This window comes from Embleya sp. NPDC001921, from assembly GCF_053594475.1.
Window position 1 is genome coordinate 98820 of record NZ_JBSFEO010000033.1, and the last position, 23781, is coordinate 122600.

The 23781-nt window shown below is 68.9% G+C and carries 19 protein-coding genes; 15 read left to right on the forward strand and 4 right to left on the reverse strand.

Translation table 11 applies throughout. The annotated features are described in order from the left end of the window. Positions 1–242: 242 nt before the first annotated feature. The 6 genes from ACWCPW_RS32950 to ACWCPW_RS32975 all read left to right on the forward strand — a co-directional run bounded on the left by ACWCPW_RS32950 (position 243) and on the right by ACWCPW_RS32975 (position 5096). Positions 243–929: a GntR family transcriptional regulator gene (locus ACWCPW_RS32950; protein ID WP_449765217.1), complete on the forward strand. Its 687-nt coding sequence runs from the start codon at positions 243–245 to the stop codon at positions 927–929. Between the two features lie 70 nt (positions 930–999). Further along, positions 1000–2523 carry a purine-cytosine permease family protein gene (locus ACWCPW_RS32955; protein WP_449765218.1) on the forward strand — a complete coding sequence of 508 codons (1524 nt, stop codon included), beginning with the start codon at positions 1000–1002 and terminating at the stop codon, positions 2521–2523. Next, positions 2520–3044 (forward strand): hypothetical protein, encoded by a 525-nt coding sequence (locus ACWCPW_RS32960; RefSeq protein WP_449765219.1) that lies wholly within the window; start codon positions 2520–2522, stop codon positions 3042–3044. Before ACWCPW_RS32955 ends, ACWCPW_RS32960 begins: the two co-directional genes overlap by 4 nt. After that, a complete protein-coding gene (locus ACWCPW_RS32965; protein WP_449765220.1) occupies positions 3041–3478 on the forward strand; it encodes a RidA family protein in 438 nt (145 codons plus the stop codon). Before ACWCPW_RS32960 ends, ACWCPW_RS32965 begins: the two co-directional genes overlap by 4 nt. After that, a complete protein-coding gene (locus tag ACWCPW_RS32970) occupies positions 3475–4350 on the forward strand; it encodes a fumarylacetoacetate hydrolase family protein (protein WP_449765221.1) in 876 nt (291 codons plus the stop codon). Before ACWCPW_RS32965 ends, ACWCPW_RS32970 begins: the two co-directional genes overlap by 4 nt. Continuing rightward, positions 4347–5096, forward strand: a complete 750-nt coding sequence (locus ACWCPW_RS32975; RefSeq protein ID WP_449765222.1) for a sulfite exporter TauE/SafE family protein — start codon at positions 4347–4349, stop codon at positions 5094–5096. The genes ACWCPW_RS32970 and ACWCPW_RS32975 overlap by 4 nt, the downstream gene beginning before the upstream one ends. Before the next feature lie 173 nt (positions 5097–5269). Here the strand turns inward: ACWCPW_RS32975 and ACWCPW_RS32980 are convergent, their stop codons facing one another. Then, positions 5270–5929 (reverse strand): hypothetical protein, encoded by a 660-nt coding sequence (locus tag ACWCPW_RS32980; RefSeq protein WP_449765223.1) that lies wholly within the window; start codon positions 5927–5929, stop codon positions 5270–5272. Positions 5930–6374: 445 nt separating this feature from the next. Between ACWCPW_RS32980 and ACWCPW_RS32985 the strand changes: the two genes are divergently transcribed. The 8 genes from ACWCPW_RS32985 to ACWCPW_RS33020 all read left to right on the forward strand — a co-directional run bounded on the left by ACWCPW_RS32985 (position 6375) and on the right by ACWCPW_RS33020 (position 18868). Further along, the gene (locus tag ACWCPW_RS32985; RefSeq protein ID WP_449765224.1) at positions 6375–7352 is read left to right on the forward strand and encodes a serine hydrolase; all 978 of its coding nucleotides are present in this window, start codon (positions 6375–6377) and stop codon (positions 7350–7352) included. Positions 7353–7632: 280 nt separating this feature from the next. Next, complete coding sequence (locus ACWCPW_RS32990) at positions 7633–8193, forward strand: SigE family RNA polymerase sigma factor (RefSeq protein WP_449765225.1); 561 nt, start codon at positions 7633–7635, stop codon at positions 8191–8193. Further along, positions 8190–8912 carry a hypothetical protein gene (locus ACWCPW_RS32995; protein WP_449765226.1) on the forward strand — a complete coding sequence of 241 codons (723 nt, stop codon included), beginning with the start codon at positions 8190–8192 and terminating at the stop codon, positions 8910–8912. The genes ACWCPW_RS32990 and ACWCPW_RS32995 overlap by 4 nt, the downstream gene beginning before the upstream one ends. Positions 8913–9350: 438 nt before the next feature. After that, positions 9351–12365 carry a S8 family peptidase gene (locus ACWCPW_RS33000; RefSeq protein WP_449765227.1) on the forward strand — a complete coding sequence of 1005 codons (3015 nt, stop codon included), beginning with the start codon at positions 9351–9353 and terminating at the stop codon, positions 12363–12365. 65 nt (positions 12366–12430) lie between these two features. Then, the gene (locus ACWCPW_RS33005; protein ID WP_449765228.1) at positions 12431–14578 is read left to right on the forward strand and encodes a tetratricopeptide repeat protein; all 2148 of its coding nucleotides are present in this window, start codon (positions 12431–12433) and stop codon (positions 14576–14578) included. After that, positions 14571–15923, forward strand: a complete 1353-nt coding sequence (locus ACWCPW_RS33010; RefSeq protein WP_449765229.1) for a hypothetical protein — start codon at positions 14571–14573, stop codon at positions 15921–15923. The genes ACWCPW_RS33005 and ACWCPW_RS33010 overlap by 8 nt, the downstream gene beginning before the upstream one ends. 375 nt (positions 15924–16298) lie before the next feature. Further along, positions 16299–17693 carry a hypothetical protein gene (locus ACWCPW_RS33015; protein ID WP_449765247.1) on the forward strand — a complete coding sequence of 465 codons (1395 nt, stop codon included), beginning with the start codon at positions 16299–16301 and terminating at the stop codon, positions 17691–17693. Next, positions 17687–18868, forward strand: a complete 1182-nt coding sequence (locus ACWCPW_RS33020) for an ARPP-2 domain-containing protein (protein ID WP_449765230.1) — start codon at positions 17687–17689, stop codon at positions 18866–18868. The genes ACWCPW_RS33015 and ACWCPW_RS33020 overlap by 7 nt, the downstream gene beginning before the upstream one ends. Before the next feature lie 70 nt (positions 18869–18938). On the opposite strand, the gene ACWCPW_RS33025 is transcribed toward ACWCPW_RS33020, so the two are convergent. Together ACWCPW_RS33025 and ACWCPW_RS33030 are read right to left on the reverse strand one after the other, a co-directional pair. Beyond that, positions 18939–20009: a hypothetical protein gene (locus tag ACWCPW_RS33025; RefSeq protein WP_449765231.1), complete on the reverse strand. Its 1071-nt coding sequence runs from the start codon at positions 20007–20009 to the stop codon at positions 18939–18941. 494 nt (positions 20010–20503) lie between these two features. Continuing rightward, positions 20504–21010: a hypothetical protein gene (locus ACWCPW_RS33030; protein WP_449765232.1), complete on the reverse strand. Its 507-nt coding sequence runs from the start codon at positions 21008–21010 to the stop codon at positions 20504–20506. Positions 21011–21550: 540 nt separating this feature from the next. Here ACWCPW_RS33030 and ACWCPW_RS33035 point away from each other — a divergent pair. Beyond that, positions 21551–22432, forward strand: a complete 882-nt coding sequence (locus ACWCPW_RS33035) for an NAD(P)H-binding protein (protein ID WP_449765233.1) — start codon at positions 21551–21553, stop codon at positions 22430–22432. 344 nt (positions 22433–22776) lie between these two features. On the opposite strand, the gene ACWCPW_RS33040 is transcribed toward ACWCPW_RS33035, so the two are convergent. Further along, positions 22777–23688, reverse strand: a complete 912-nt coding sequence (locus tag ACWCPW_RS33040) for an NADP-dependent oxidoreductase (RefSeq protein ID WP_449765234.1) — start codon at positions 23686–23688, stop codon at positions 22777–22779. Positions 23689–23781: the final 93 nt, after the last annotated feature.

The following is a 23781-nucleotide window of genomic DNA, read 5'->3' on the forward strand; positions in this document are numbered from 1 at the left end:
CACTCGCGCCGGGTCGGTCGCGCGACCCGGCGAGCACGACGAGTCGACGGAGCGGGTCGAGGTGTCGCGCGCCGTCCGAAGCGGGTGCGTCCCCACCACTGAACCGGCCTTGATGCCTGGGTGACGGTTCCTGGACCGCGTCCGGTCGCGTGCGGGCCGATGGGCACCGGCCGTTTCCTGCGTTGTCATCCGATGTGCGTCACCCCATTGTCCTCTCGGCATGCAATGTATACATTGCATGCATGACGACGGAGCGCACCGAATCGACGAACGAGCTGAGCGCCGGCGAGGCCACCTACCGCAAGCTCAGGGCACTGATGTTGTCCGGGCGCTTCGCACAGGGTGATCGCCTCGCGGAGCTGGAGCTCAGCGAGGAGCTCCGGGTCAGCCGCACGCCTGTGCGCGAGGCCCTGCGCCGGTTGCAGGCGGACGGCCTGGTCCGGCCCAGCGGACGTGGCGTGGTCCTGGCGTCGCTGCCCGCCGCGCACGTCGGGCACTCCTACCGGCTCCGCGCCTCGTTGGAGTCGCTGGCCGCTCGGCTGTCGGCCGAGCGGCAGGCGGCCGGAGAGATCGCCCCGTCCGAGATCGTGGCGCTGCGCGGCACGGCGAGCGCGATGGAGGAGGCCACCCGCACGCTGGACCTCCCGGAGATGACGCGCGCCAACCTCGAACTGCACCGGGCGATCGCGACGCTGAGCGGCAACCCGCTGCTCGAGGAGGCACTGGGGCGGCTGTGGGATCGCATCGCGGTCTCCAGCCTGAGCAACCTGCACGACACCCGGTGGGCACGGGAGGCACTCGTGCAACACGCGCAACTGCTCGACGCGATCGCGGCCGGCACCCCGGACGCGGCCGACGAGATCGCCGGTCGCCATGTCATGTGCGCGGCGCGGGTGTACGAGCGTCACACATCCCAGTCGGACGACTGAACCACCGCCGACGGCGCACGTCTCGCCCTCGGTCCCGGTCACGCCGTCCTTCGATCAGGAGGCGAACGTCATGAACGTCAGACAGGACGACCCCGACGACAGAGCGAGCGAGGTCCTCGAGCGACGAGGGCTGGAGGCCGTGCCGGACGGCGACAGGCATGGGTCCGTCGGGCGGGTGGGATTGCTCTGGTTCGCGGCCCAGTTGGTCCCCACCGCGTTCTTCCTGGGAGCCCTCGGCGCGACCGACTTCATCGGTCTCGGCTTCGGGCAGGCCGCGGCCGCGATCGTCGTCGGCACGATGCTCGGGGCTCTGGGGCCGGCCGCGCTCGGCCTGACCGGACCGACGACCGGCCTGGCGACACTGGCCCAGGCCCGGTCCCCGTTCGGGCGGGGCATCATGGTGCTCGGGCCGATCGCCGCCTTCACCAGCGTCGCGTTCATCGCACTCGGCGCGATCTTCGGCGCCGAGGCGCTCCAGGTCGCCTTCGGTCTCAACGAATACGTCGCCATCGCCCTGGTCTTCGCGCTGGAGGCCGCGGTGAGCGTGGCGGGCTATCGGGTCATGCACCTGTTCGAACACGCGATGGTCGTCGTGGTCGGCGCGGGCTTCGTCGCGGTGACCGTCGTCGTGATCACCAAAGCGGACCAGGTGTCGATTCCGCACTCGGTCTCGGGCCCGAACGCGTGGGGCGCGTTCGGTCTCCTGGCCGCCGTGTGCTTCGGCTTCGCCTTCGGATGGGCACACAACGCCCCCGACTACTGCCGCTACCTTCCCGCGAGTGTGCGACCCCGGCGACTGTTCTGGTCGGTGTTCGGAGGGATCTCGCTGGCCTGTGTCTGGATCGAGATCCTGGGTCTGGCCGCGGGCGCGCTGCTGAGCGGTGCGGCGCCGATGGCCTCGATCGACTCGCTGATGGGTGGCGGCGCCGGGGGCGCCCTGGTCCTGGTAGCCCTATACCTGGGAGTGGTCGCCAACGCCACCGTCGCGCAGTACTCGGCCGGTCTCCAGATGTTGGCCTCCGGGGTCCGACTGCCCCGGCCGGTGATGACCGCCGTCGTCGCCGTGGTCGCGTTCGGCCTGACCCTCTACCTCAACGCGGGCGACCTCGCCGAGAAGGCCACCAATCTGATCCTCCTGGCCACCTACTGGGTGGGCCCGTTCGTCGGGATCTGGGCGGTGTACCTGTGGCGCAGGCCGCGAGGGGACGAGATGATCAGGGCCGCGACCGCGCCCGTGAGCTCCCTGCCCTGGCGCTGGAACGCGTTCGTGTCGCTGGTGGCCGGCTACGTACTGTGCCTGCCGTTCTCCAACACCACCCTGGGCAGCGAACTCGGCGAACGCGGCGGGGCCTTGAACGCCCTGTTCGGCTCGGTCTCCGAGCGGCTGCACGGAGCCGACCTCGCCTATCCGGCCGGACTGCTCGCCGGAGGGTTCCTCTATCTGGCCCTGGAGGGCGTGAGCGCGCTGCGCGCCGTCCGCTCCGGCGCCCTGATCACCGCCACCACCTTCGCCACCGGCGACGAATCCCCCGTCGTCGACAAGACCCTCACCACCGAAAGCAATCCGCTTCGACCGATCGGGAGCATCTCATGAGCGCCGCCGAAGAATTCCTCGCGCCGGACGGACGCCGGATCGGACTCGTCGTCCGCGCCGACTTCGACGACTTCGCCGCCTACCCGCCCACGTTCGAGACCGCCGAGGAGCGGGAGTGGCTCGCCCGGCACTACCGGGTGGCCAGCCCCGAGTTGGAGAGAACCACCAAGGCCCACCTGACCTCCGACGAACTGCCGTTGCAGCTCACCGTGCTCGCGCGACCCGCGGGAGCGTACGTCCGCCCGCACTACCACATCAACGACGTGGCGCCGCAGAGCGAGACACGCCACCAGGTGATGATCTGCCTCGGCGGTCGGGCCTCCATCGGCATCTTCACCCGCGAGGGCGAACACGTGGCACACGTGACCCTGGGGTCGGGCGACCTCGTCCTGCTCTACGAGGGGCACTCCGTGGAGACGCTGGAGGACGGTACCCGCCTGCTGGAGATCAAGCAGGGCCCGATGCCCGCCGATCCCTATGCCGACAACGTCGCCATCGAAAGCACCGGAGCCCTCCAGTGACCTTCCCCCACTCGCCCGTCGAAGTCGAGAAGACCGACTTCTTCATGCCCTACACCCCGGTCATCCGGGTGAGTGCGGGCGCCGATCTCCTGTTCCTCTCCGGTGCGACCGCACTCCCCCTGTACCACCAACACCCGCACGAGCACGGCGAACTCGACCCTCCCGAGGACGTCCGCCTCCAGACCCGGCTGGTCATGGACAACCTGACCCGCTGCCTGGAAGCGGCGGGCGCCACGTGGGCGCACGTCGTCCGCACCGACACCTTCGTCACCGACATGAACGACCAGGACGCCATCGGCGAGGTCATGGCCCCCTACTTCCAGGGCCGATTCCCCGCCGGCACGCTGCTTGAGGTGTCCCGCCTGGTGGATCCGCGGCTCAAGCTGGAGATGAGCGCCGTCGCGGCGGTGCCTCCGCGGGAGGACCGACGATGAGGCTCGCCACCGTCTCCCACGACGGCACCACGTCGGCGGCCCTGGTCGAGGACGACCGGTTCGCCCCGGTCCGCTCCCTGCCCGGGCGCGAGGACGCCACCGACGTCGCGGTCCTGATCGCGCGGCCGCTGGCCCCCGCCGAGGCGGAACTCCTGCGCGGGCGGCTGCGATCGCTGGCCGGGACACGGCTGCTCCCACCGATCCTTCGCCCGCCCAAGAACGTCCTGTGCGTCGGCAAGAACTACGTCGAGCACGTGCGCGAGGGCGCGTACGCCGAAGGGGTGCGGTTCGAGATCCCCGACGAGCCGATCTGGTTCACCAAGGCCCACACCGCCCTCGCCGGGCACGGCGGGACCATCCCCTGGGACCCGGAGTTCACCGAACAACTGGACTACGAGGGTGAACTCGCCGTGGTCATCGGGAAGTCGGGCCGTCACATCCGTCGCGAACGAGCACTGGACCACGTCTTCGGCTACACCATCCTCAACGACGTCACCGCTCGCGACCGACAACAGCGCCACAAGCAGTGGTTCGTCGGCAAGTCCGCCGACGGATACGCCCCCCTGGGACCGTGGGTGGTCACCGCGGACGCGATACCGGACCCACAGAACCTGACCATCGAGACGACCGTGGACGGCGAGATCCGCCAGTCCGACACCACCGCCAACATGATCTTCGATGTGGCGACGCTGATCGCCGGGATCAGCACCGGCCTGACCCTGGAACCCGGCGACGTCATCGGCACCGGCACGCCACCGGGCGTGGCCTGGGGAACCGGCCGATTCCTTCGCCCAGGCAGCACGGTGGCGGTCGCGGTGGAGGGGATCGGCCGACTCGCCAGCGAGGTCGGCGCGGTCGCCTCGCCGTCGTGACCGGTTGGGCGGAGTTCGTCCTGGTAGCCGTCGCCGGACTGATGGCCGGCCTGGTCAACGCCATCGCCGGCGGCGGCTCCCTGGTGTCCTTCCCCGCGCTCCTGGCCGTGGGATATCCCCCGGTCACCGCCAATGTGACCAACGCGGTCGCCGTGCTCCCCGGATACGTCGGGGGCACGGTCGCCTATCGAAACGAGATACGAAGCCAGACCCGAGGACTCCCCCGCCTGGCCTCGGCCGGAGCACTCGGCGGGGTCGCCGGGGCCGCGTTGCTGCTGATCGGCCCCGCCGACGTCTTCGACGCGCTGGCCCCCTGCCTGGTTCTCGCGTCCTGCCTGCTGCTGGCGCTCCAACCGCGACTCGCCCGCGCCGTCGCGCACCGTCGAACGGAAGGCCGAGACGGACGCCTCGTCGTCCCGATCCAGTTCGTCGTGGGTCTGTACGGCGGGTACTTCGGGGCCGGCATCGGCATCATGATGCTCGCCGTCCTCGGTTTGCTCCTCGATCGAGGACTCCACCAGGTCAACGCCCTCAAGAACGTGCTGTCCCTGGTGATCGGCGTCGGCTCGACCGTGTTCTTCGCGGTCTTCGGGCCCGTCCAGTGGAGCGCGGCCGCGATCATGGCCGTGACCAGCCTGATCGGCGGCCACGTCGGAGTCGGCGTCGCGCGCCGACTCGCGCCCGGTCCGCTGCGCGTGGTCATAGTCGCCTTCGGCACGGTCGTCGCCATCGCGCTGTGGCTGTGAACGGCGAACCGGCTCTGCGGCAAGGCACGGTGGGGCTCTCGGGAAGAGATCTCCCCGCCGCCTTCGTCACACTGTCATGGCCGGCAACCCGCGTGTCCCGAGGCCCCATTGGGGTGGCTTCGGTGAGCCGGTGAAGGCGTTCCCCGGCAAAGACGGTGCCGCCGATGGAAGGGTCAAGGAACCTTTCCCCACCCTTTCACTCTGGGGTTGCGCGAATAGATGCCCGCGTACAGGGCCTTCCGATCGTCTCCTTCGTCGGCTCCGGGTTCGATCGGTGCGCGCCCTGGATACTCGCCGGCGGGCGCCAGGACGGGCAAGGCACCACCCGGCGACGCGACGACACCACCGAAGCGCAGGTCGCCCGCGAACCACACATGGGTCAGCTCGTGCAGGCCCGCCTCGGCGAGAACCTGCTGCGACCAACGGGGGTGGAGTCTCGCGCACAGGCTGCCGTCCGGACGCATCAATCGAATCGTCGGAGGGAGGCCGACCTCGACGACACAGGGCCATACCTCCCAGTGGTATCTGGAGAGGATCTCGTACGGGGACACGGGCAACCAACGCTGCGGCGCGAGGAGGAGAAATGCGAGGACCGAGACCGCCACGAAGAAGGCGATGGAGAGCATCGCGTCGATCGCCTCCGGCAGATGCCCGCGAGGAGCCTTGGAGAGCGCCAGGAGGGCTCCTGCGGTTGACGCGAGAGCGCCCGTGTAGCAAAGCCATTTGGCACGGTTCCGTCGGCCTCGGAGATGTCCGAAGCGGGCCTCCAGGTTCAGGCTGCGCAAGGCCACTTCCGGTGAGATCACGTACCCGAATTCGCGAGCCGTTCGCATCGGTTGCCACTCCTTCCCGGCGTCGCACAAGCCCGACGCTCCCTGGGCATCAGCGGCGGGACGCGGATGGTCGTCGGTATCCGTTTGCGTAACATCCTTCGGCGCGAGGGGGTACACGCATTGGAGAAACCCGTCGCCGCGTCGAACCCTCGCCTCCGTACCCGAGCGACCGCGGTCGACACACGCATCCGATGCACACCCGGTCGACCACGGATCGCACACGGTCGTGCCGCCGATCGGGCACCGGGGATCGTCGCTGTCGCGGTTCGGTAACAAGCCGGCCGCGTGAGCAGCGGGTGCAGGTCTCGGCAACGTCTATCGGCGAAGGCGATGACCCGCCTTCCGGAGTTCGGGCGCGAAGACGCCTTCGTGTCCCGGCAATCGACGAAGGTGTCGCCGGGCCTCCTCGCTCCGGCTCACCTCACTGTGAAGAGGGAAGTTCGACATGTCTGTGCGCACGCCCGTCCCGGGCCGCCAGCGACACACACTCACCATGGGGATGGTCGTCGCGACGCTGGTCTCCGTCGCGACGACCGCGTATCCGGCGACGGCGAGTACGAGCGGAGGAACATCGGCCGATTGGCCGAGCGCGAAGGTGGTCTGCACATCCGCGGACCGGCTCCTCTCCGAACGCCTGGCCAAGGACCTCACGGATGTGATCGAGGCGCAGGCCGGACGCACCTCCCTGGCCCTGTACGACCGCACGACCGACACAGAGTGCTCCTACGACGCGAACAGGAGTTACGACTCCGCGAGCGTGGTCAAGGTCATCGTCCTGGGCACGCTCCTGCGCGCCGCCCAGGACGAGCACCGCGACCTGACCGAAACCGAACGCAAACTCGCCGAAAAGATGATCACCGAGTCGGACAACGACTCGACGACCACCCTGTGGCGACAGCTCGGGCTGCCCCGCATCAACGACTTCCTGCACTCGGCAGGCATGGCGAACACCGTGCCCGACGCGGAAGGGTACTGGGGGCTCACCCGGATCAACGCCGCCGACGAGATCAGGCTGACGAGGCTGCTCACCTCCACCAACCCGGTCCTGGACGAGGATTCCCGCACATACGCGCTGGACCTGATGAACCGTGTGATTCCCGCGCAGCGATGGGGAACGCCCGCCGGCGCCCCGAGCGACGCCATTGTGCACGTGAAGAACGGGTGGCTCCAGCGTTCCGCCGGAGGCTGGCGCGTGCACAGCCTCGGCGCCTTCACCGGGCGCGGACACGACTACGGGGTGGTCGTACTGACCGCGGACAAGGCGAACATGGCCACCGGCGTGCGGGACATCGAGGACATCGCCGCCAAGGTGCACACGCACTTGGGGGGAAGCCTCCCGATTCCGGGCTACACACACAGGACCGACCCCACCGACCTCCCGACCGTCTCCGACGGTTCACCGACCGGCGAAAACGGCAACTGATCAATCCTCGGGGTCGGTCGCCCTCGGTCCGGGGTGGCCGACCCTGCGCTCCGCCCGATCGCGATCCCGTACAGCCGCACCACCCGACGCGTACTTCGCGCAATCGGCGTGGTCGGATCGACGTATTCGACGACGGCGCGAGAGATTCTCGGCCCCGAGCAACACGCGCCGTGCGACAGGCGTCTTGAGAAGTGGATGGGACCGTCCGTCCGCTCCCGAGGTGGTTCGAACCCGTACGTCCGGCACGACCACCACAGCACACGTTTCCGGGCGAGGAAGCTTGAACGACCAGCTCGAACAGCAATTTCGCGATTTCATGGTCAGCCGTTGGCCTCGGCTGCTGCGCACCGCCTACACGCTCACCGGCAACCATCACGACGCCGAGGAACTCGCGCAGGGAACGCTCGCACGCGTCTACATCAAGTGGGATCGCGTGCGGCGCAGCGACCATATGGACAACTACGTATGGCAGATGATGTTCCATCACAACACGGACCGCCTGCGCCGGCGCCGAGTTCGCGAGTGGTTCACCAATCGCCCACCGGAGTCTTCGACGAGCGACACCACGCTCCGATTCGAGGACCGCCGGGTGATCATGGACGCGCTGACCCGACTCCCCGTCCGCCAGCGCGCCGCGATCGCTCTGTGCTACCTCGACGACATGAGCCACGAGCAGGCCGCGGAAGTTCTCGGCACTCGGCCGTCGACGATACGCAGCCAGGTCACCCGGGGATTGGCCAAGCTTCGTGGCGACGCCACGCTCACAGGCCTGATCGGCGGGTCGGGAGACACCGACCGCCGACAGGAGCCGGACACGTTGAAAAGGCCCACTCGCACATGACGGACGACGACCGAATCCTGCACGTATTGCGGACGGCCACGACCGACCTTCCTCCACACCCCGCCCCGGTGGAGACCGTGGTCCGGCGCGCGAAGGGGCTGCGCCGGCGTCGGCGCGCGACCCGAGGAACGGTTTTGGGCGTAGTGGTGATCACGTCCGTCCTGACGGTCGGACTCGACCCGACGTCGACGAAGACCTCGACCTCTCCCGCCGCCACGACGGCAACGCCCGTGACCACGAACGCTCCGACGGAGACGGCTCCGCAGCGACCTCGGGTCGTCGCCTCGGGGGAACGCGTGGACGTGGGGCAGGGCAGCACGATCACTTTGACCTCGGACGGTCAGATCATCACGGTCGTGTGGACCGGAACAACGCAGCTGCTGGAGCACCGAAACCGGTTGTCCTCGAGCGACGCCCCGCTTTCGTTCACGTCTCGGGCCCTCGGCGACTTGAACACGACCCTCTACGTGGGGACCTACCGGGGCACGGGAACTCTGGACTCGGTGACCATCGAACAGGATGGCAGGACGCTTCGCGCCAACGTGGTCACGCTGAACGGTGCACCCGGATGGGCCGCTTTCCATCTCCAGGTCCCTCAGGACCCGGTCGATCCCGCCGCGCCTCCCACGCTCTCGGTACCCCCCAAACGGATCACCGTCGTCGGCTACACCGCCGACGGCACCGTGCTCGACCGCTATCCCCGGTCGACCCGCCGATAGAGGCGGTGCCGCCCGACGGCGCACCCGCTTCGGGCAGGCGACGCACGGGTGGAGCCGGAAACGCGCCATCGGCATGTCCTGACCCCGGGCGCGATGGATACGTCGTCGCTCGCGCACTCAACGACAGACCGCGGCCGAGTACAGCCGCTCAACGATCCACGAAAGGATGCCGTGCATCGGTACGGAAGGCGATCCGGCAAGACGTCGACAGGCTTCGGATTGGCGGCGATCGCGCTCGCGGCGACGCTGGTGTCCGGCGGCGGCGCGTCGGCCGTCGGACCATCGGCGCCGGGCAACCGGACACCGACCGGTCGAGCGGAGACCGGCGACGCCCACGACAACGTCACATTGGTGACCGGCGATCGCGTCCGCGTCGATCGGCTCTCGGGGGGACGTGTCACGGGAGTGTCCGTCGAGCCCGGCCCCGGCCGTGCGGGGATGGCGTTCACGCAATGGCGGAGCGGGACGTCGGTGTCCGTGCTGCCGGCCGACGCACTTGCCCTGATGGACCAAGGCGTCCTGGACGCCCGGCTGTTCGATGTGACCGGTCTGCTCCGCGCACGCTACGACGACCGGTCACGACCCACCATTCCCTTGATCATCCAGTCCGATGATCAAAGGGCCCTCAGAGGGGGACCGGGCCGGGAACTGCCCAGTATCGGCGCGCGTGCCGTGGCCGAGCCCAAGTCGACCGCCGGCGAGTTCTGGCAGTCGGTCACCACGGGATCGTCGCAGACCCGGGCGGCGGCCCCCGGGATCACCCGGATCTGGCTCGACGGCAGGGTCGCGGCCGATCTGGAACTCAGTGTGCCGCAGATCGGCGCACCCTCGGCCTGGCAGGCCGGCCACACCGGACAAGGCGTGCGAACCGCGGTCCTGGACACGGGAATCGACGCCACCCACCCCGATCTCGTCGACGCGGTGGCGCAGTCCGCCGACTTCACCGACAACGCGCAAGGGGTCCGGGACGGCAACGGACACGGCACCCACGTCGCCTCGATCGTCACCGGCGGATCGAGTACGACCTCCGGCCCGTACAAGGGAGTCGCACCCGACAGCACCCTGCTGATCGGCAAGGTGCTCGACGACGAGGGCTTCGGCAGCGAATCCCGCATCATCGCCGGGATGCAATGGGCGACCGACAACGGTGCCCGCGTAGTGAACATGAGCCTGGGATCCGGGCCGGGTAACGGCAAGGACCCGATGTCTCTCGCTCTCGACCGGCTCACCGCCTCCACGGGCACGCTGTTCGTGGTCGCCGCCGGCAACAACGGTTTGTTCGGTGGGAAGGTGAGCGCCCCGGGTGCCGCCACCGCGGCGTTGACCGTCGGTGCGATCGACCGCGACGGGTCCGTCGCCCCGTTCTCCAGCACGGGACCACGCCTGGGCGACCAGGCGCTCAAACCCGAGGTGACCGCGCCGGGCGTGGCCATCGCCGCGGCCCGCGCGGCCGACACGCACGCCGGTGTGCCCATCGGCGAGTCCCACACCCGCCTGAGCGGTACCTCGATGGCGACTCCCCATGTCGCCGGCGCGGCGGCGCTGCTCGCGCAACAGCACCCCACATGGCGTGCGGATCGTCTCAAGGCCGCTTTGGTCGGGACTGCCGAACCCACGCCCGACACCGCTGTATTCGCCCAGGGTGCCGGTCGCGTCGACGTCACCCGCGCCGTCACCCAGAACGTATTCGCGGAGCAGAGCACCCTCTCCCTGTTCTCGAAATGGCCGCATGCGAACCCCCTCACGCACCCACTGACCCTCCGCAACGACGGCGACACGCCGGAAACGCTCGACCTGCGCGTGGACGGAGCGGCCCCGATAGCCGTCGACAGCGCGCAGGTCACGGTGCCCGCCCACGGAACCGCCCACGTCACGGTGACCTTCACCGCAGCCGCAGCCGGGCAGGCACCTTTGGGGGCGACGTTGCTGGCAACCGGTGCGAGTGGTCGCATCGTGCGGGTTCCGATCAGCGCCTATGCGGAGTCCGAGATGTACGACGTGACCTTCGACGTGCGTGATCGCAACGGTGCTCTGCCCCGGACGAGCGCGGTACGGCTCGTCGACCTCCACACCGGCGAGTCCTTCCGGCCCACCCCCATGGGCGACTCCCTCGTCGTTCGAGTTCCGAAGGGCCGGTACGCGGCGGACTCGATGATCCGCACTCCGGCCGGCGAGGACGCGGCAAGTTGGACCATCGCCGGCGTCCCCGAGGTGACCGTTTCGCAGAACGTCTCACTCGGTTTGGACGCCCGAGCGGGCATGCCGGTCACCGTCGACCTCGACAACTCCGCCGCGGGCCTGCGTTTACGACGCCTGTCGTTGGCCCAGACGATCGCGGGTGTGTCGCAGGAGGGCGCCATTGCCGCCACCGACCCCACGACCCTGTTGTACGCGGTCCCGACCGAGAAGGTCACATCCAGGTCGTACTCGCTCGTCATGCGCGAATTCCGCAGTGACGCGCGAACCGCGTACAACCTGACGCTCCTGCACGAGGGTGGTATTCCGAGCGATCCGTCCTACCGGGTGCGCACCCGCGACCTCGCCGAGGTACAGACGCGGATCCACGGTGACAACGATTCGATGCCGGGTACGCTCTCCCGGTTGTCGGAGTTGGACAAGAGCGGATACGGCTCGGGATGGTTCCACGACGTCGCGATCCCGGGCACCATGACCGAGTACTTCTCGGCCGGCCCGAACCTGACATGGTCGGGATATCTCCAGTCCGACGCAGGATACGAAGTGGGTCCCGCCACCGGATACGTTCCCGGTCGACGCACGGTCGAGAGGTGGAACGCACCCGCCTTCTCGCCGGTCGTCGCGAGCGCCCGGTGCGGCGACGCGATCTACGCGGAGATCCATCCCTTCTCAGCGTCGACCCCGGGGCACGCCGGATCGGCGACCGCAGGGCCCTGGACCGGTCGGGTCACGCTTCTTCGGGACGGCCTGGAGGTGTCCTCCAGTGACACCCCGTCCTCGGCGGAACTCGGCGGTCTGCTCTCGAGCCCGGCGCGATACACGATGCGTCTGGAGGCCCAGCGCGACAAGGCGGTGACCGCGACCCGGGTCCGGGCCGAGTGGACCTTCGTGTCGTCGCGGCCCAGCGAGCAGGAGTGTGCGAAGGAAGTGGCCCCGCTGTTCGCGACTCGGGTCGACGGGGAGTTCGGGACCGACGACCGCGTTCCGAGGGGTCGCCCGTCCGTGCTGCGGATGACCGTCGAGGGCACGAACACCGCAGGCGTGCGGACAACGTCGATCGAGGCTTCGCTCGACGAGGGTACGACGTGGCAGCGGCTGACTTCCATGCCCGTTGGCGGCGGACGTTTCGTGGCCGTGCTCCCGCCCCCGGGTTCGGGCGACGGCGACTTCGTCGCCTTGCGCACCACGACTCGCGACTCCGCCGGCAACACGATGGCCCAGACCATCGAGCGTGCGTACGCACTGAGTCCTCGGTAGCCGGCACGGCTCGATCGAGGCAGAGGCAGACGCCGCCGACCACGACATGGACCCCGGAGCGAGCAATGACCAAGTTCATAGGCCGCCGCGCGGAGTTGGACCGGCTGTTGGCCGCCGCCGGGGACACCGACGCGGCGATCGGGCCGAAGGCGGTCGAAGTCCTCGCCGTGACCGGTGTGCCCGGTGTCGGCAAGACGGCTCTGGTCGCCCACGCCGCCGCCCTCCTGACCGACCGCTACCCCGACGGGCAGTACCTCGTCCGGCTGCACGCACACACCCTCAACCACAACCCGGCCGACCCGGCCGCCGTCCTGGCCCACCTCCTGGTGGAAGGGCTGGGCCTGCACAACGCCCACCTCCCCGACACGCCGGGCGCGCGCGCCGCGCTGTGGCGCGACCGCCTGGTCGGACGCCGAGTGCTGCTCGTCCTCGACGATGCCGCCGACGCCGAGCAGGTCGCACCGCTCCTCCCCGGCCCCGGCGCCGACAATTGCCTGGTCCTGGTCACCAGCCGCCACCACCTGTCCGAACTCGATGTCAGCGACACCATCGAACTCGACGTCCTACCCGAAGACGACGCAGTCCTCCTCTTCACCGCCCTGGCTCGCCACCCGCCCACGGTCGACCGGCGCGCCGTGAAGAAGATCGTCCACCTCGGTGGACATCTCCCCCTCGCCATCACCCTGCTCGCCGGACGAATCGCGACCCGCACGGAATGGAACCCGGCCGACTGCGCCGAGGAATTCGCGAAGATCAAGGACCGCCACGCCGAACCGGCCCACGGAGACCCTGCCATCGCGGCGGCCTTCGAGATGTCCTACCGCGGCCTGCCGCCCTCCCTGCGCCGCATGTTCCGCCGCCTGAGCCTGCACCCCGGCCCCGACATCGATGCCCACGCGGCGGCCGCCCTCGCCGACGTCCCTCTCACCCGCGCCCGCCGAGAACTGGCGGCACTCCACGCCGCCCATCTCGTGACCGGATTCACCGGCACCACCGCCGACCGCTACCGATTCCACAACCTGCTCGGCGCTTACGCCCACACCCTCGCCACGCACCGCGATCCGCGCGAAACACGCGAACAGGCCCTCACCCGGCTCTTGAACCACTACCAACACACCGCCGAGGCCGCCGCCCAATTCTTCGACGTCATCCCTCGCCCTCGACAACCTTCGCAGCCTCGGGTGACCGGTCCCGCCCTGCCCGATCGCGACGCGGCGCTGGCCTGGCTGCGCGCCGAGCAACCCAATCTCATCGCCTGCCTCGACCACGCCGCACGCCACGATCGCCCCACACACGTGATCCGCACCACCGCAGCCCTGGCCGCGTTCCGGCGACTGTACGGTCCCTGGCCGGAAGCCGCCCGCCTCCACCAACAAGCGGCCGACATCGCCCACCGCATCGGCGACCGCCTTGGGCCGGCAGGCGCCCTCAGCGATCTCGGCCGAGTGAGGTCGGAGGCCCGGGACCACCAGACCGCCGCCGAATTGTTGGAGCGGGCCCTGGAGCTGTACACCGACCTCGGCGATCCGCTCGCGCAGGCCGACGCTCTCCGCGAACTGGGCCTGGCGCGGGGGATGTGCGGGGACTCCCCTTCCGCCGCCGGCCTGCTGAAGCATGCCCTGGACCTGTACCTCGACCTCGGCGACCTGTCCGGGCAGATCACCATCCGCCTGGACCTGGAACTGGACTGCGCGCAGTTGGCGACCGGGGGTCAGGCAGCCGTGGACCTGCTGGAGCGGGCCTTGGACCTGACCGACTCCGACGAGTCCTTCGCGCGGGCTCTCCTCCTCCACGAACTGGGCCGAGTACGGCTGACCGGCGGGGAATATCCGGCCGCCGCCGACCTGTTCGAGCAGTCCCTGCACCTGTTACGAGAATGCGGCGAGCTGTGGTCGGAAGCCGAGGTTCTGAACAGCATCGGCACACTGTTTACCGAGTCGTCGCGTCCCGCAGAGGCCGTGACAACGTTTCGGGAGGCCCTGGAACTGGCCCGCGCCGTTGGCAGCGGGGCGCAAGAGGCACGGGCCCTGGAGGGCAAAGCCCGCACGCTGGCGGGAATGGGCGACCGGGTCGCCGCACTGGCGGACATGCGGACTGCGGTCTCGATCTACCAGCGGATCGACGCCGTCGAGGCCGCTTCGGCAAGCGCGTTCCTGGCGGAGCTGGAAGGCGGCGGCGATCGGAGCACAAGGGATCGTGCGGCCGGTGCCTGAAGACCTGCTCACCGTGATCGGGCACGCCTTGGGAATCGACGGCCCCTTGCGCGAGTTCCCACCTCCGGCGTGGTGGTGGGATGGCGAGGACCGTGACGCGGCTACGCCGGGACCACCGGACGGGTACGCGATCGAAGTCATGGCGGGGGTCGTAGACCGGGACCGCGTCGCCTGGGTCCAACGGCACACGTTCCCTCCCGACGAGGACGGTGACACGTGGGTCGCCGTGTGGCTCAGGCTCGCGGGCGACGGTCTGACGGACCTGCCCCGGATCCAGGGCTGGGTGCACTTCGACGAACCACATCGACACATCGCCGTCCCGCTGACAAACGAGCGGGCCGACTACGTGACGGGCGTGCCATACATGAAGTTCTTCGACGATCACCTTGTCGTTGTCACGGAAATCGCCGGGTCGAGAGCGGAGTTGTGTCGACTCACGCTCCACGCACCCGGCCTGGCCGGCGTGCAGGCCGACCACATCCGACTGGGCACCAGCGGCCCCGGCGTCGCGGTCGCCGAGAGCGGCAAATTCTGCATCTCCACCACGTTGTGCCACATCTCCCGGTCGAACGGGCAGGACGAAATGCTCGCACACACATTGTCGTTGCCCGATCTGGCGAGGGGGATACCGATTCCGCTGCCGGAGCCCGACGAACGGGCCCTCGTCGAATTGCGGTCCGAAGACGACGGACTTCGCTGGGTCGAGCGCCTGCCCCACCACAGCGTCGAATCGGACACCGGCCGATCGGTCACGCGTTCGGTTCCCCTGCGGCTCCCGTCGGCCCATCAGCGGAGCTTCGTCGTCGATCCGCAGGTGCTGTGGGATCGACTGCACGAGGCTCTCGCCGCACCGGACGTTCCCCGAGACGGGCCCGACACCCTGATCGGCGCCGTGGCCAAGCCGTTCTGGGATCCCTCTCCCCCATCTGCGCCGGGCCCACGGCAGCCCTGGGACTTCGCGCTCGGACCGTGGTGGTTCCCCGCCGCGTGGTACCGCTTCCTGCGCAGTCCCACGGACCGCGAGGGGGCGGCCCGGCCGGAGGAGGCCGCCGCATGGCTCCGTTGGCTGCAACGCCTCGCCGGCGACGCCACCCTCGACGGCGACCGACACGGTTGGAACCGGGAGTGGACCACGGAGGAAGGCGCCGAACGCTTCGCCCTGACCCACCTGCGACGGCAGGCGACGATACTCGCGGCCGCCTGCGTCACCGATCGGCTGCCCGTCATCGGCGACTACCACCCGAAACTCCACAGCGCGCTTCCGCTCACCGCCTATCCCCCAGGCTTCGCCCGTGCCTGGCGGAGCCTGCCCGACCGCTTCCGCCCCGGGGGCTCCGAGAGTTGAAGGGCTTCGGCCGTCGGTACGTTCGCCTCGAACCGAGGCGTGTCTCGGGTGAGAGCAGTGTACGCACGACGGCAACGACAACGGGCACAGGTCTTCCTGGTTCCTCAGTGGCAACGGTTCGCGATCCACCGAGCCGGTCGGCCTGTGCCCATCAGCGCGATGTAACAGGGCGACTTCCGTTCCCTCATGTGGCTAGACTTCAGGCAACCGACCGCGGGACTTCGGTGCGACTTTCGACACCGCTTCGCAGGGCGAAGACGGATCCTTTGCAGTTCGCCCCTCTGACTCCCCGGTCGGTTTCTCGTCCCCGCGCCCCATCGAAAAGGGGAACACGAGGTGGAACGTCACGAGTCGCTCGCCGCCGAGGACGTGCTGATGTTCGTCAACGGAGCCGTCGCCTCCACCGGTCAGCACGAGTTTCGCGACAGCGCCGCGGAGCAACGGCGATCGCTCGAATTCCTGCACGCCTACATGCTCGGCAACTACCGTGATCTGTACGCCGCGTGCCTCGCGCTCGACATCAACGACCACAACGCCGCCCTGATGATCCGAGGGCTGCTGTCGTCCGTGGGCGAAGCGCCCGCAGTCGTGCGCCGGCGGGAAGGCGCGCTGATCGCCCGGCGGCTGGAGCACATGGCGCCTCAACGGGTCTACCGCCTGTTTCGGGAACTGGCCGGGCTGGGGGTGAACAATCGACGAACCCGCGCGATCATCCGCGACTGGGTGACGGCGCGTCCCGATCCGGTCTTCGACGCCGTCAAATACCGATCCGGGGTGAAGGCCGCGACACGGCACGCGCACCTGCCTGCGCCGGGTGAGTTCACACCCCTGTTGTTCGCGTCACCGCGTCGGCTCGGACCGTTCGAGACACCGCTGTTCGAGAGTTGGCGGCAGGCGCACTACTCGACGAGCGCTCTCTACGACCTCCCCTACACGGTCGCCGAAGGCTTCGCGGCGCGGCGCGGCGTGCGCCGCGTGGAGTTCCTGGAGCGCATCGAGCCGCGCCTGACCCGCCTGGAGCGCTTGCGGCTGCGTTCCTCGGCGGAGCGACTCGGAGTCGGGTCGCTCGGCACCGACCTGTCCATGATGCCGCCGACCCGCCTCGCGTCCTATGTCCTGTCTCTCCCTCTCGACGAACGCGCCCTGCGGCACGCCGAGTTGCACACCGCGATGACCCTCGCGGCGCGCCGAGCCGTGGGGCCGGCGGCCGGCACCTGGGGCGATGTCACGGCCGTGCTCGACGACAGCTTCTCCTCCTTCGGGTCCACCGCGAAGCGGCAGCGCCCGTTGGCGGTGGCGCTCGCGTGCCACTACGTGTTCAAGGCTCTCGCCGCGTCGTACACGATGTCGTGGACCTCGGGCGCGCGCGACCCGCTGATGGTGCGCCCTTCCGGGCCGACCCCTCTCGGCGATCGACTGCTCGACGCCCTCGAACCGGCCCCGCAATGGGTACTCGTGGTCTCCGACGGCTGGGACAACGCGCCTCCGAAACTGGCGGCGGAGGTACTCAGGGTGTGGCGTGAGCGTCTCGACACGGCGTGGAGCACCTCCGTGGTCCACCTCAACCCGGTCTATGACGCGACGAACTTCGACGTGCGCCGACTCGCGCCGAACGTACCCACCGTCGGCATTCGCAACGCCGAGGACGCTCCCGCACTCGCCGAACTCGCCCGCTTCGCCACCGGACGAATCGGCATCGAGGAATTGAACCGATATCTGACGACACGTCAAGAACAGTTCCTGACCGGCACGAAAGCGGCGGCATGGTGACTCCGAACCGCATCGACCTCGCGGGGCTGACCACCCGTCCCGCACAAGTATGGGGGGCCGTCCGCCTCGTACCGCTGGTACGCGACACGCCGATCGCCGGGCTGCGCCTGGACCGTCGGGTGTACGCCGCCGGCGATCCCGCGATCGTCGACGTGGGCAACGGCACCACCTACGCGTCGTTCATCCCCCACGCGTTCGTCGCGGCTTGGAGCGACGGCCAGGATCCGACGGCGGCATTCGGGACGCACGTGCACGAACGCCCGACCGATCCGCGCCGGGCCAGGGTGGGCGTGTCGGCTCGTGCGATCCGCCGCATGGCCCGCCTGGTCGAGCCGAATCGGCTGCGCTTCCTGCCGATGCACCTGGCCATGGAGGGCTACCTGGCCCTGCACTTCGGCGGCCCCACGTACGTATGGGAGGAATGGACCGACACCGCGATCCGCAACGGCCTGTCCCCGCGTGTCGAAGACGAGTTCCACGGAGAGTGGGTGAAGGGGCTCGCCGACGCGCTTCGCGTCTTCGAGATCCATCCCGGTCAATGCGGCGTCGCACTGTACGTGGCCGACGCGCTCGCCAGTCTCTTCGTGGTGCCGCACCCCGCCGACTACCGCGCCTTGCACTCCACACTGCTCAACGACATGTACGGCGCGACCCTCCTCCACTACGCCACCCACGTCGACCGTGTCCCCGAGTTCACCGCCTCGATCGACGCCGACCGCGTCTCCTCGTTCACCGAACTGCGCAGTGAGGCACTGCGCCAGTCGCTCGAGTGGGCGCGGTTTCACGACGATGTCATGGCTGCGGGGCTGCTCGGCGATGTGACCTATCAGCGGGAGACGGTCTACCGGTTCGGGGCCTTCACCCTGTCGCGGTTCCTCCCGGGCTTTCGGCTGAACGAGGAGAACCACATCGGCGAGACCATCACCGACGACACGGGGCGCATCGCGTACTGCAAGACGTTCCGGCTCACGGCCGGTCAGGTCAAGCGCGGCTACCTGCTGAGCCGGGTGCACGAGCACGACTGGGACCTCGTCGCGACCGCCGAAGCTCTGGGGACGACGACGGCCGTGTTGGCGCGTCGCATCGAGCGCGCGGGGCTCGGTCGCCTGCTGCGCCGTGACGTGGTCGAACGGTTGGAACGAACGGGGCGACGCCCGATGCGGGGCCGAAAGTAGGGCGGGGCAACCTCGACGGTCTACCCATCGCTCGTCACGACGACCGGCCCCACCGGGCGTGCCCTCGTCGTCAGGCGATTCCCGAGGCGCGCCGGCGCCTGGCGTACAGCGCGGCGGCGGCGCCGACCACGAGAAGTGCGGCACCCGCGAGGATCAGCGGGATTTCCTTTCCGCTACTGCCCGTCTCCGCAAGATCGCCCCCGTCGTCGTCCCCCGGAACCGGCGCCGCGGAGGTGCTGGAGTCCGAAGTCGGGGTGGCGGACGAACTGGGTGCGGGCGAACCGGTCCCGGTGGGCGTGGCCGATGGTGAAGCGGTCGGCGTTGTCTGGATGTCGCTGGTGTAGTGCGTCTCGGACGTGGCGCGGGCGGGGTCCTGCTGCCAGTTCGGACCGGTGACCTCGAGCTTGAGGTCTTGTGTCTTGCCCGAGAAGACCGCCGGCACCTTGAATGCCGCCTGACCCGTGGTCCCCGGAATCGCGTCGAACTCGCATTGCACAACCGTGGGTTGCACTTCGCACGAGCCGTCTCCGGTCGAGGGTCCCGTGAATCGCACATTGGAAACGGCGGTGATCTTCAACGACGCCGGGCTCGGGTCCTTTCCCAGGTTGGTCACCTTGAATGGGACGCCGCCTTGCTGGACAACGCCCGTCTTGGGGTCGACGTAGACGAGGCTTTGGGCCAGCGGCTCCAATTGGCTCCGGTGATTCACCGAGATGGTGCCCTTCACGGTCTTGCCGTTCTTGTCCACCACGGTCAGGTTCACGTTCTGCGGAATCGTGACACCGGCGCCGGCGGCGAGCGCGAAGTTCCACAACTCGCTGTCGAGCCCGGTGGTGTTGGCCGCGCACGTGTACACCAGGCCGCCGCCGGAGCAGTTGGAGCTTGGCTTGATGGTCACCCCGACCAGTGCCTTGTCGAAGGTGAAGGTGGCCGTGTCTCCCTTGGGAGCCCTGACGATCACGTTCTCCGTGTCGCCCGGGCGTACGTTCAGTCGCTCGGTGCCGCTGTCGAAGGTCAGCTCGGGAACCGGGGCGGCGGCCGAGAGCGTCGCCGTGCCGAGCTGCGCGCCGACCAGCAATCCTCCCGACACGGAGAGTGCGGCAAGGCGTTGTGAGAGACGATTGCGAACCATGGATGACATCGCGCTTCCCCGATTTCGAGTGCACTTGTCCGCGCATTGATCGCTTCGGCGAGAGCGCGGAGAGACAAACGATTGATAGCACGATTTTCAGCCGGCCGCACCGATGGCATTATGGCGTATTTTTACTTGCCTCGATTCGATGGCACGAATTCAATGAATCGGTTCTGTGAATCAGTGACGTCGATATTCCCGCCCTGCCTGGGAAACTTCGAGCCTGAACCCGAAGTCGCCCACGAGCGAGGGAAGTTGCGGTCGACACCGCCTTCCGCCCGATGAGCGGACTTCGGCGGCCCACCGAACCGAATCCTGCACAACCTCGCGACAGCGACGTCGGATCCGGACGATTCGGCGCCTGGATGGATGCTTCTCCGGCTGTACCTGGGGTCGGTTGCCCCCGCGATCACCGTCACCATGGGGCGTGAAACGGAGGCCTCTTGAAACCCTGCGAAACCACCTGCAACCGAGGGGGTGGCGCAGAGTCGAAGGCCGTCGCCTCACTCCCGGGCGGCGTCGATGGCCAAAGCGTGAGCCGATTCGGCCGCGTAATCGGCAGGTGTGGGCACGTACCATGCCCGTCCCGTACGGATATTCAGCAAGTCGGCCAGGAACGTGCTGATGTCCACGGCGGTGAAATCGAAGGGACCGGGATGCTCGACGAAGCCGGTCTCCGTCACTTCGCCGTCGAGACGGAGCGTCCGCTTCCCACCCATCCCGCGCCACGGCGACAGGGCCAAAGTCACACCGAGTACCTCCGCCATCAATGCGAACGAACGATGGCGGACACCCTCCTGAAACTCACATCCCAACGCCTTGGAGACCTCGACGGCCACCTCTTCGTAGGAGGACCGTCCGTAGTCACATCGGACGGCGAAACCCACGATCATCCTGCCCGTCGTCGACATCCTCGCCTCCACCATGACACCTGCCTCGGTCGCGGGCCGAGTCGGGGAACGGTCGAGCGGCGAGCACTCACCGGTCATCGGTGCGAGCCCCCAGGCCATTCCGCCCAACCTGCCGGAGTCCGCTGCTCCGTAGCCCCGGGACCCCGTCACCACCGAGTATCGGCCGACGGTATCCATCAATGATGGACATGCGGACGATCTACCAGGAGCGCGGCCGAAGTTCGACGTCGGAGGCACAATCGTCAAACGTGCCACGCCAGATCGGACGATCGACCGCGCGATGCGCCGAACGTAGCACCCACCACGACATCCGACCCCGTTTCCCCGCGCGAAGGGACCCGTGAGGCGGGTGATCTACTCGCACATGAGTGTCGACGTCACCGAGCGGGCTTGGCGGCAGAGCGGACGGGCGTGTCGTGGAACGCCCGAAGCCGGTGGTCAGCTTCTCGGGTCGAAGCACTTGGCCGGGTCCGCGGCGGTCGACTCGCCCGCGATCGCGGCAGCGTGAGCAAGGTCGAGGTCCCGATCGTCGGGTCGACCGGCATATCGTCGGCCTTTCCAGGAAAGGAGGACAAACTCAGGCCGTCTCCGCGCCTACTTTGAAGTGCGCCGCCTGCGCCGCCGAAGGAAGGACATTTCATGCAGATCGCGATCACGACCCCGACCGGCAATGTCGGCCGTCACGTCGTGGCGACGCTGATTCGCGCCGGGATCCGGCCGCGCGTGCTGCTGCGCGAACCCGACCGGCTGGCTCCCGACGTTCGAAAGGAGGTGGACGCGGCGCGGGTCGACCAGTACGACGCCGACGCGGTCGTGGCCGCCACCAAGGATGTCGACGCGCTGTTCTGGGTGGACCCGACCACCGGCGGCGAGGACCCCCTCGCCGACTACGCCCGCGCCACCGAAAGCGTGGTCCGCGCCGTCACCGCCAACCGGATCGGCCGCGTCGTCCTCCAAAGCAGCGTCGGCGCCGAGAAGCGCCACGGCGCCGGCGAGATCGACGGCCTGGCACACACCGAGACCGCCCTGGACGACACCGGCGTCGACGTCACCCACCTGCGCTGCGGCTACTTCTTCACCAACCTCGAACTCCAACTCGACGCCCTGCGAGCCGGCCTCCTCCAGGTGATCCTTCCGCTCGACCGGCCCATGGCCTGGGTCGCACCACGCGACATCGCCGAAGTCGCCGCCACCCGCCTGCTCTCCCCCGACTGGTCCGGACGACACGTACAGGCGGTCCACGGACCCACCGACCTCACCTGGCGACAGGTCGCCGCAATCCTCACCGCCGCCACCGGTCGCCGGATCGACGTCGAACGCGTTACCGACGACGCCATGCGCGGCCTGCTCCACCAAGCCGGGATGACCGACGGACTCGTCGAGGCCGTACTGGGCATGTCCATCGGCCTGCGCGAAGACTTCGAACCGGAACAACCGCGCACCATCCGAACCACCACCCCGACCACGCTCGCCTCCTGGGCCTATGACCACCTCCGGCACCGGATCATCGACGCGAGTTAGGCAACTCACCTGCGAAGCACCCGCATTGACCGAATTCGGCTGCACGGTCATCGACTCGGGCTTCTCGCCCGGGTGCAATCCCGCGTCCCGGCGATGCGGGTTGGTCGTCACGGGTACAGCGGCGGTGGACGCGACGGTGCGGCCCAGGCTTCGATACCGAGTACAACCTGCCCGGGCCCTCCGACCGCGTCCTGCGCGGGTCGGCGCGCCGATCGGACCGATCGCAACGGGGCCAGGTTCCGGTCACGTCCGGCAGCAGGGCGGGGAAGGACCTGCGTCATCCGCGAGATCCCGACACGCCCGATGCCGGGGAGGTCTTCGCGACCTGTGCGAGGGCAGGTGGGTCAGAAGGTCAGCGCGATCTTGCCGGTGAGTCCGCGTCGGACGAAGTGTTCGTGGGCTTCGCGGACGCGGTGGAGTGGAAAGGCCGCGTGCACGCGTGCGTGCACGGCGCCCGCGTCGACCAAGCGGGCGATCTCGGCGAGCGCAGCGCCGTCGGGGGAGACCTGGTGCAGCGTGGTGCGGATGCCGCGGTGGGACAGGTCCGGGACAGGGCCCGCCTCGGTGGCCACCGACGTGTAGCGCCCGCCGTCGGCGATCGCGTCGACCACCGGGGCTCCGAAGGTATCGAAGACCGCGTCGTATGTGCCCGGTTCGAGCAGGGCCGGGTCGTCGAAGGCTCGGTCGGCCCCCAGTTCCCGGGCGGCGGCGACCTGAGCGGGCCGGGAGACGAGCGCGTCCACGTCGAGCTTGAAGTGGCGCGCGAGCTGAACCGCGATACCACCGACGGCGCCGGTCCCTCCCGCAACCAACAGCTTTTCTCCGGAGCGCAGTTCGAGCCCCGCCAAGGCTTGCCACGCGGTCAGCCCGGGCAGCGGCAGGGTAGCCGCCTCGATCAGGCTCGTGAGTTCGGGCGCCCGTGCCACCTGGTGGGCCGGGACCGCGATCAGGTCGGCCCACGTACCGCGCCCGGTCGCCAATTGCGGCACCATCGCGAACACTCGGTCCCCGACCCGCAGATCGTCCGTAGCCGCACCAGGATCCAGCACGACACCCGCGACATCCCAGCCGAGCACCATGGGTGGCGCGGGCATAGCTCCCGCGATCCCACCGAGACGAGTCTTGTCGTCGACAGGGTTGATGGCGCTCGCGATCGTGCGGACGAGGACTTCTCCGGTCCCGCGCTGAGGCTCGGGCACATCCTCGACGCGCAACCTGTCGAAACCGCCGAACCCATCGATGCGAACCGCACGCATGTCGTGAAACCCTCTCGTTCTGAGACTCGTTCTCCTCGGAGCGTGACCGCCTCGGTGCTTCCCGATGTGCGGTATACACGGCAACCCTACGAC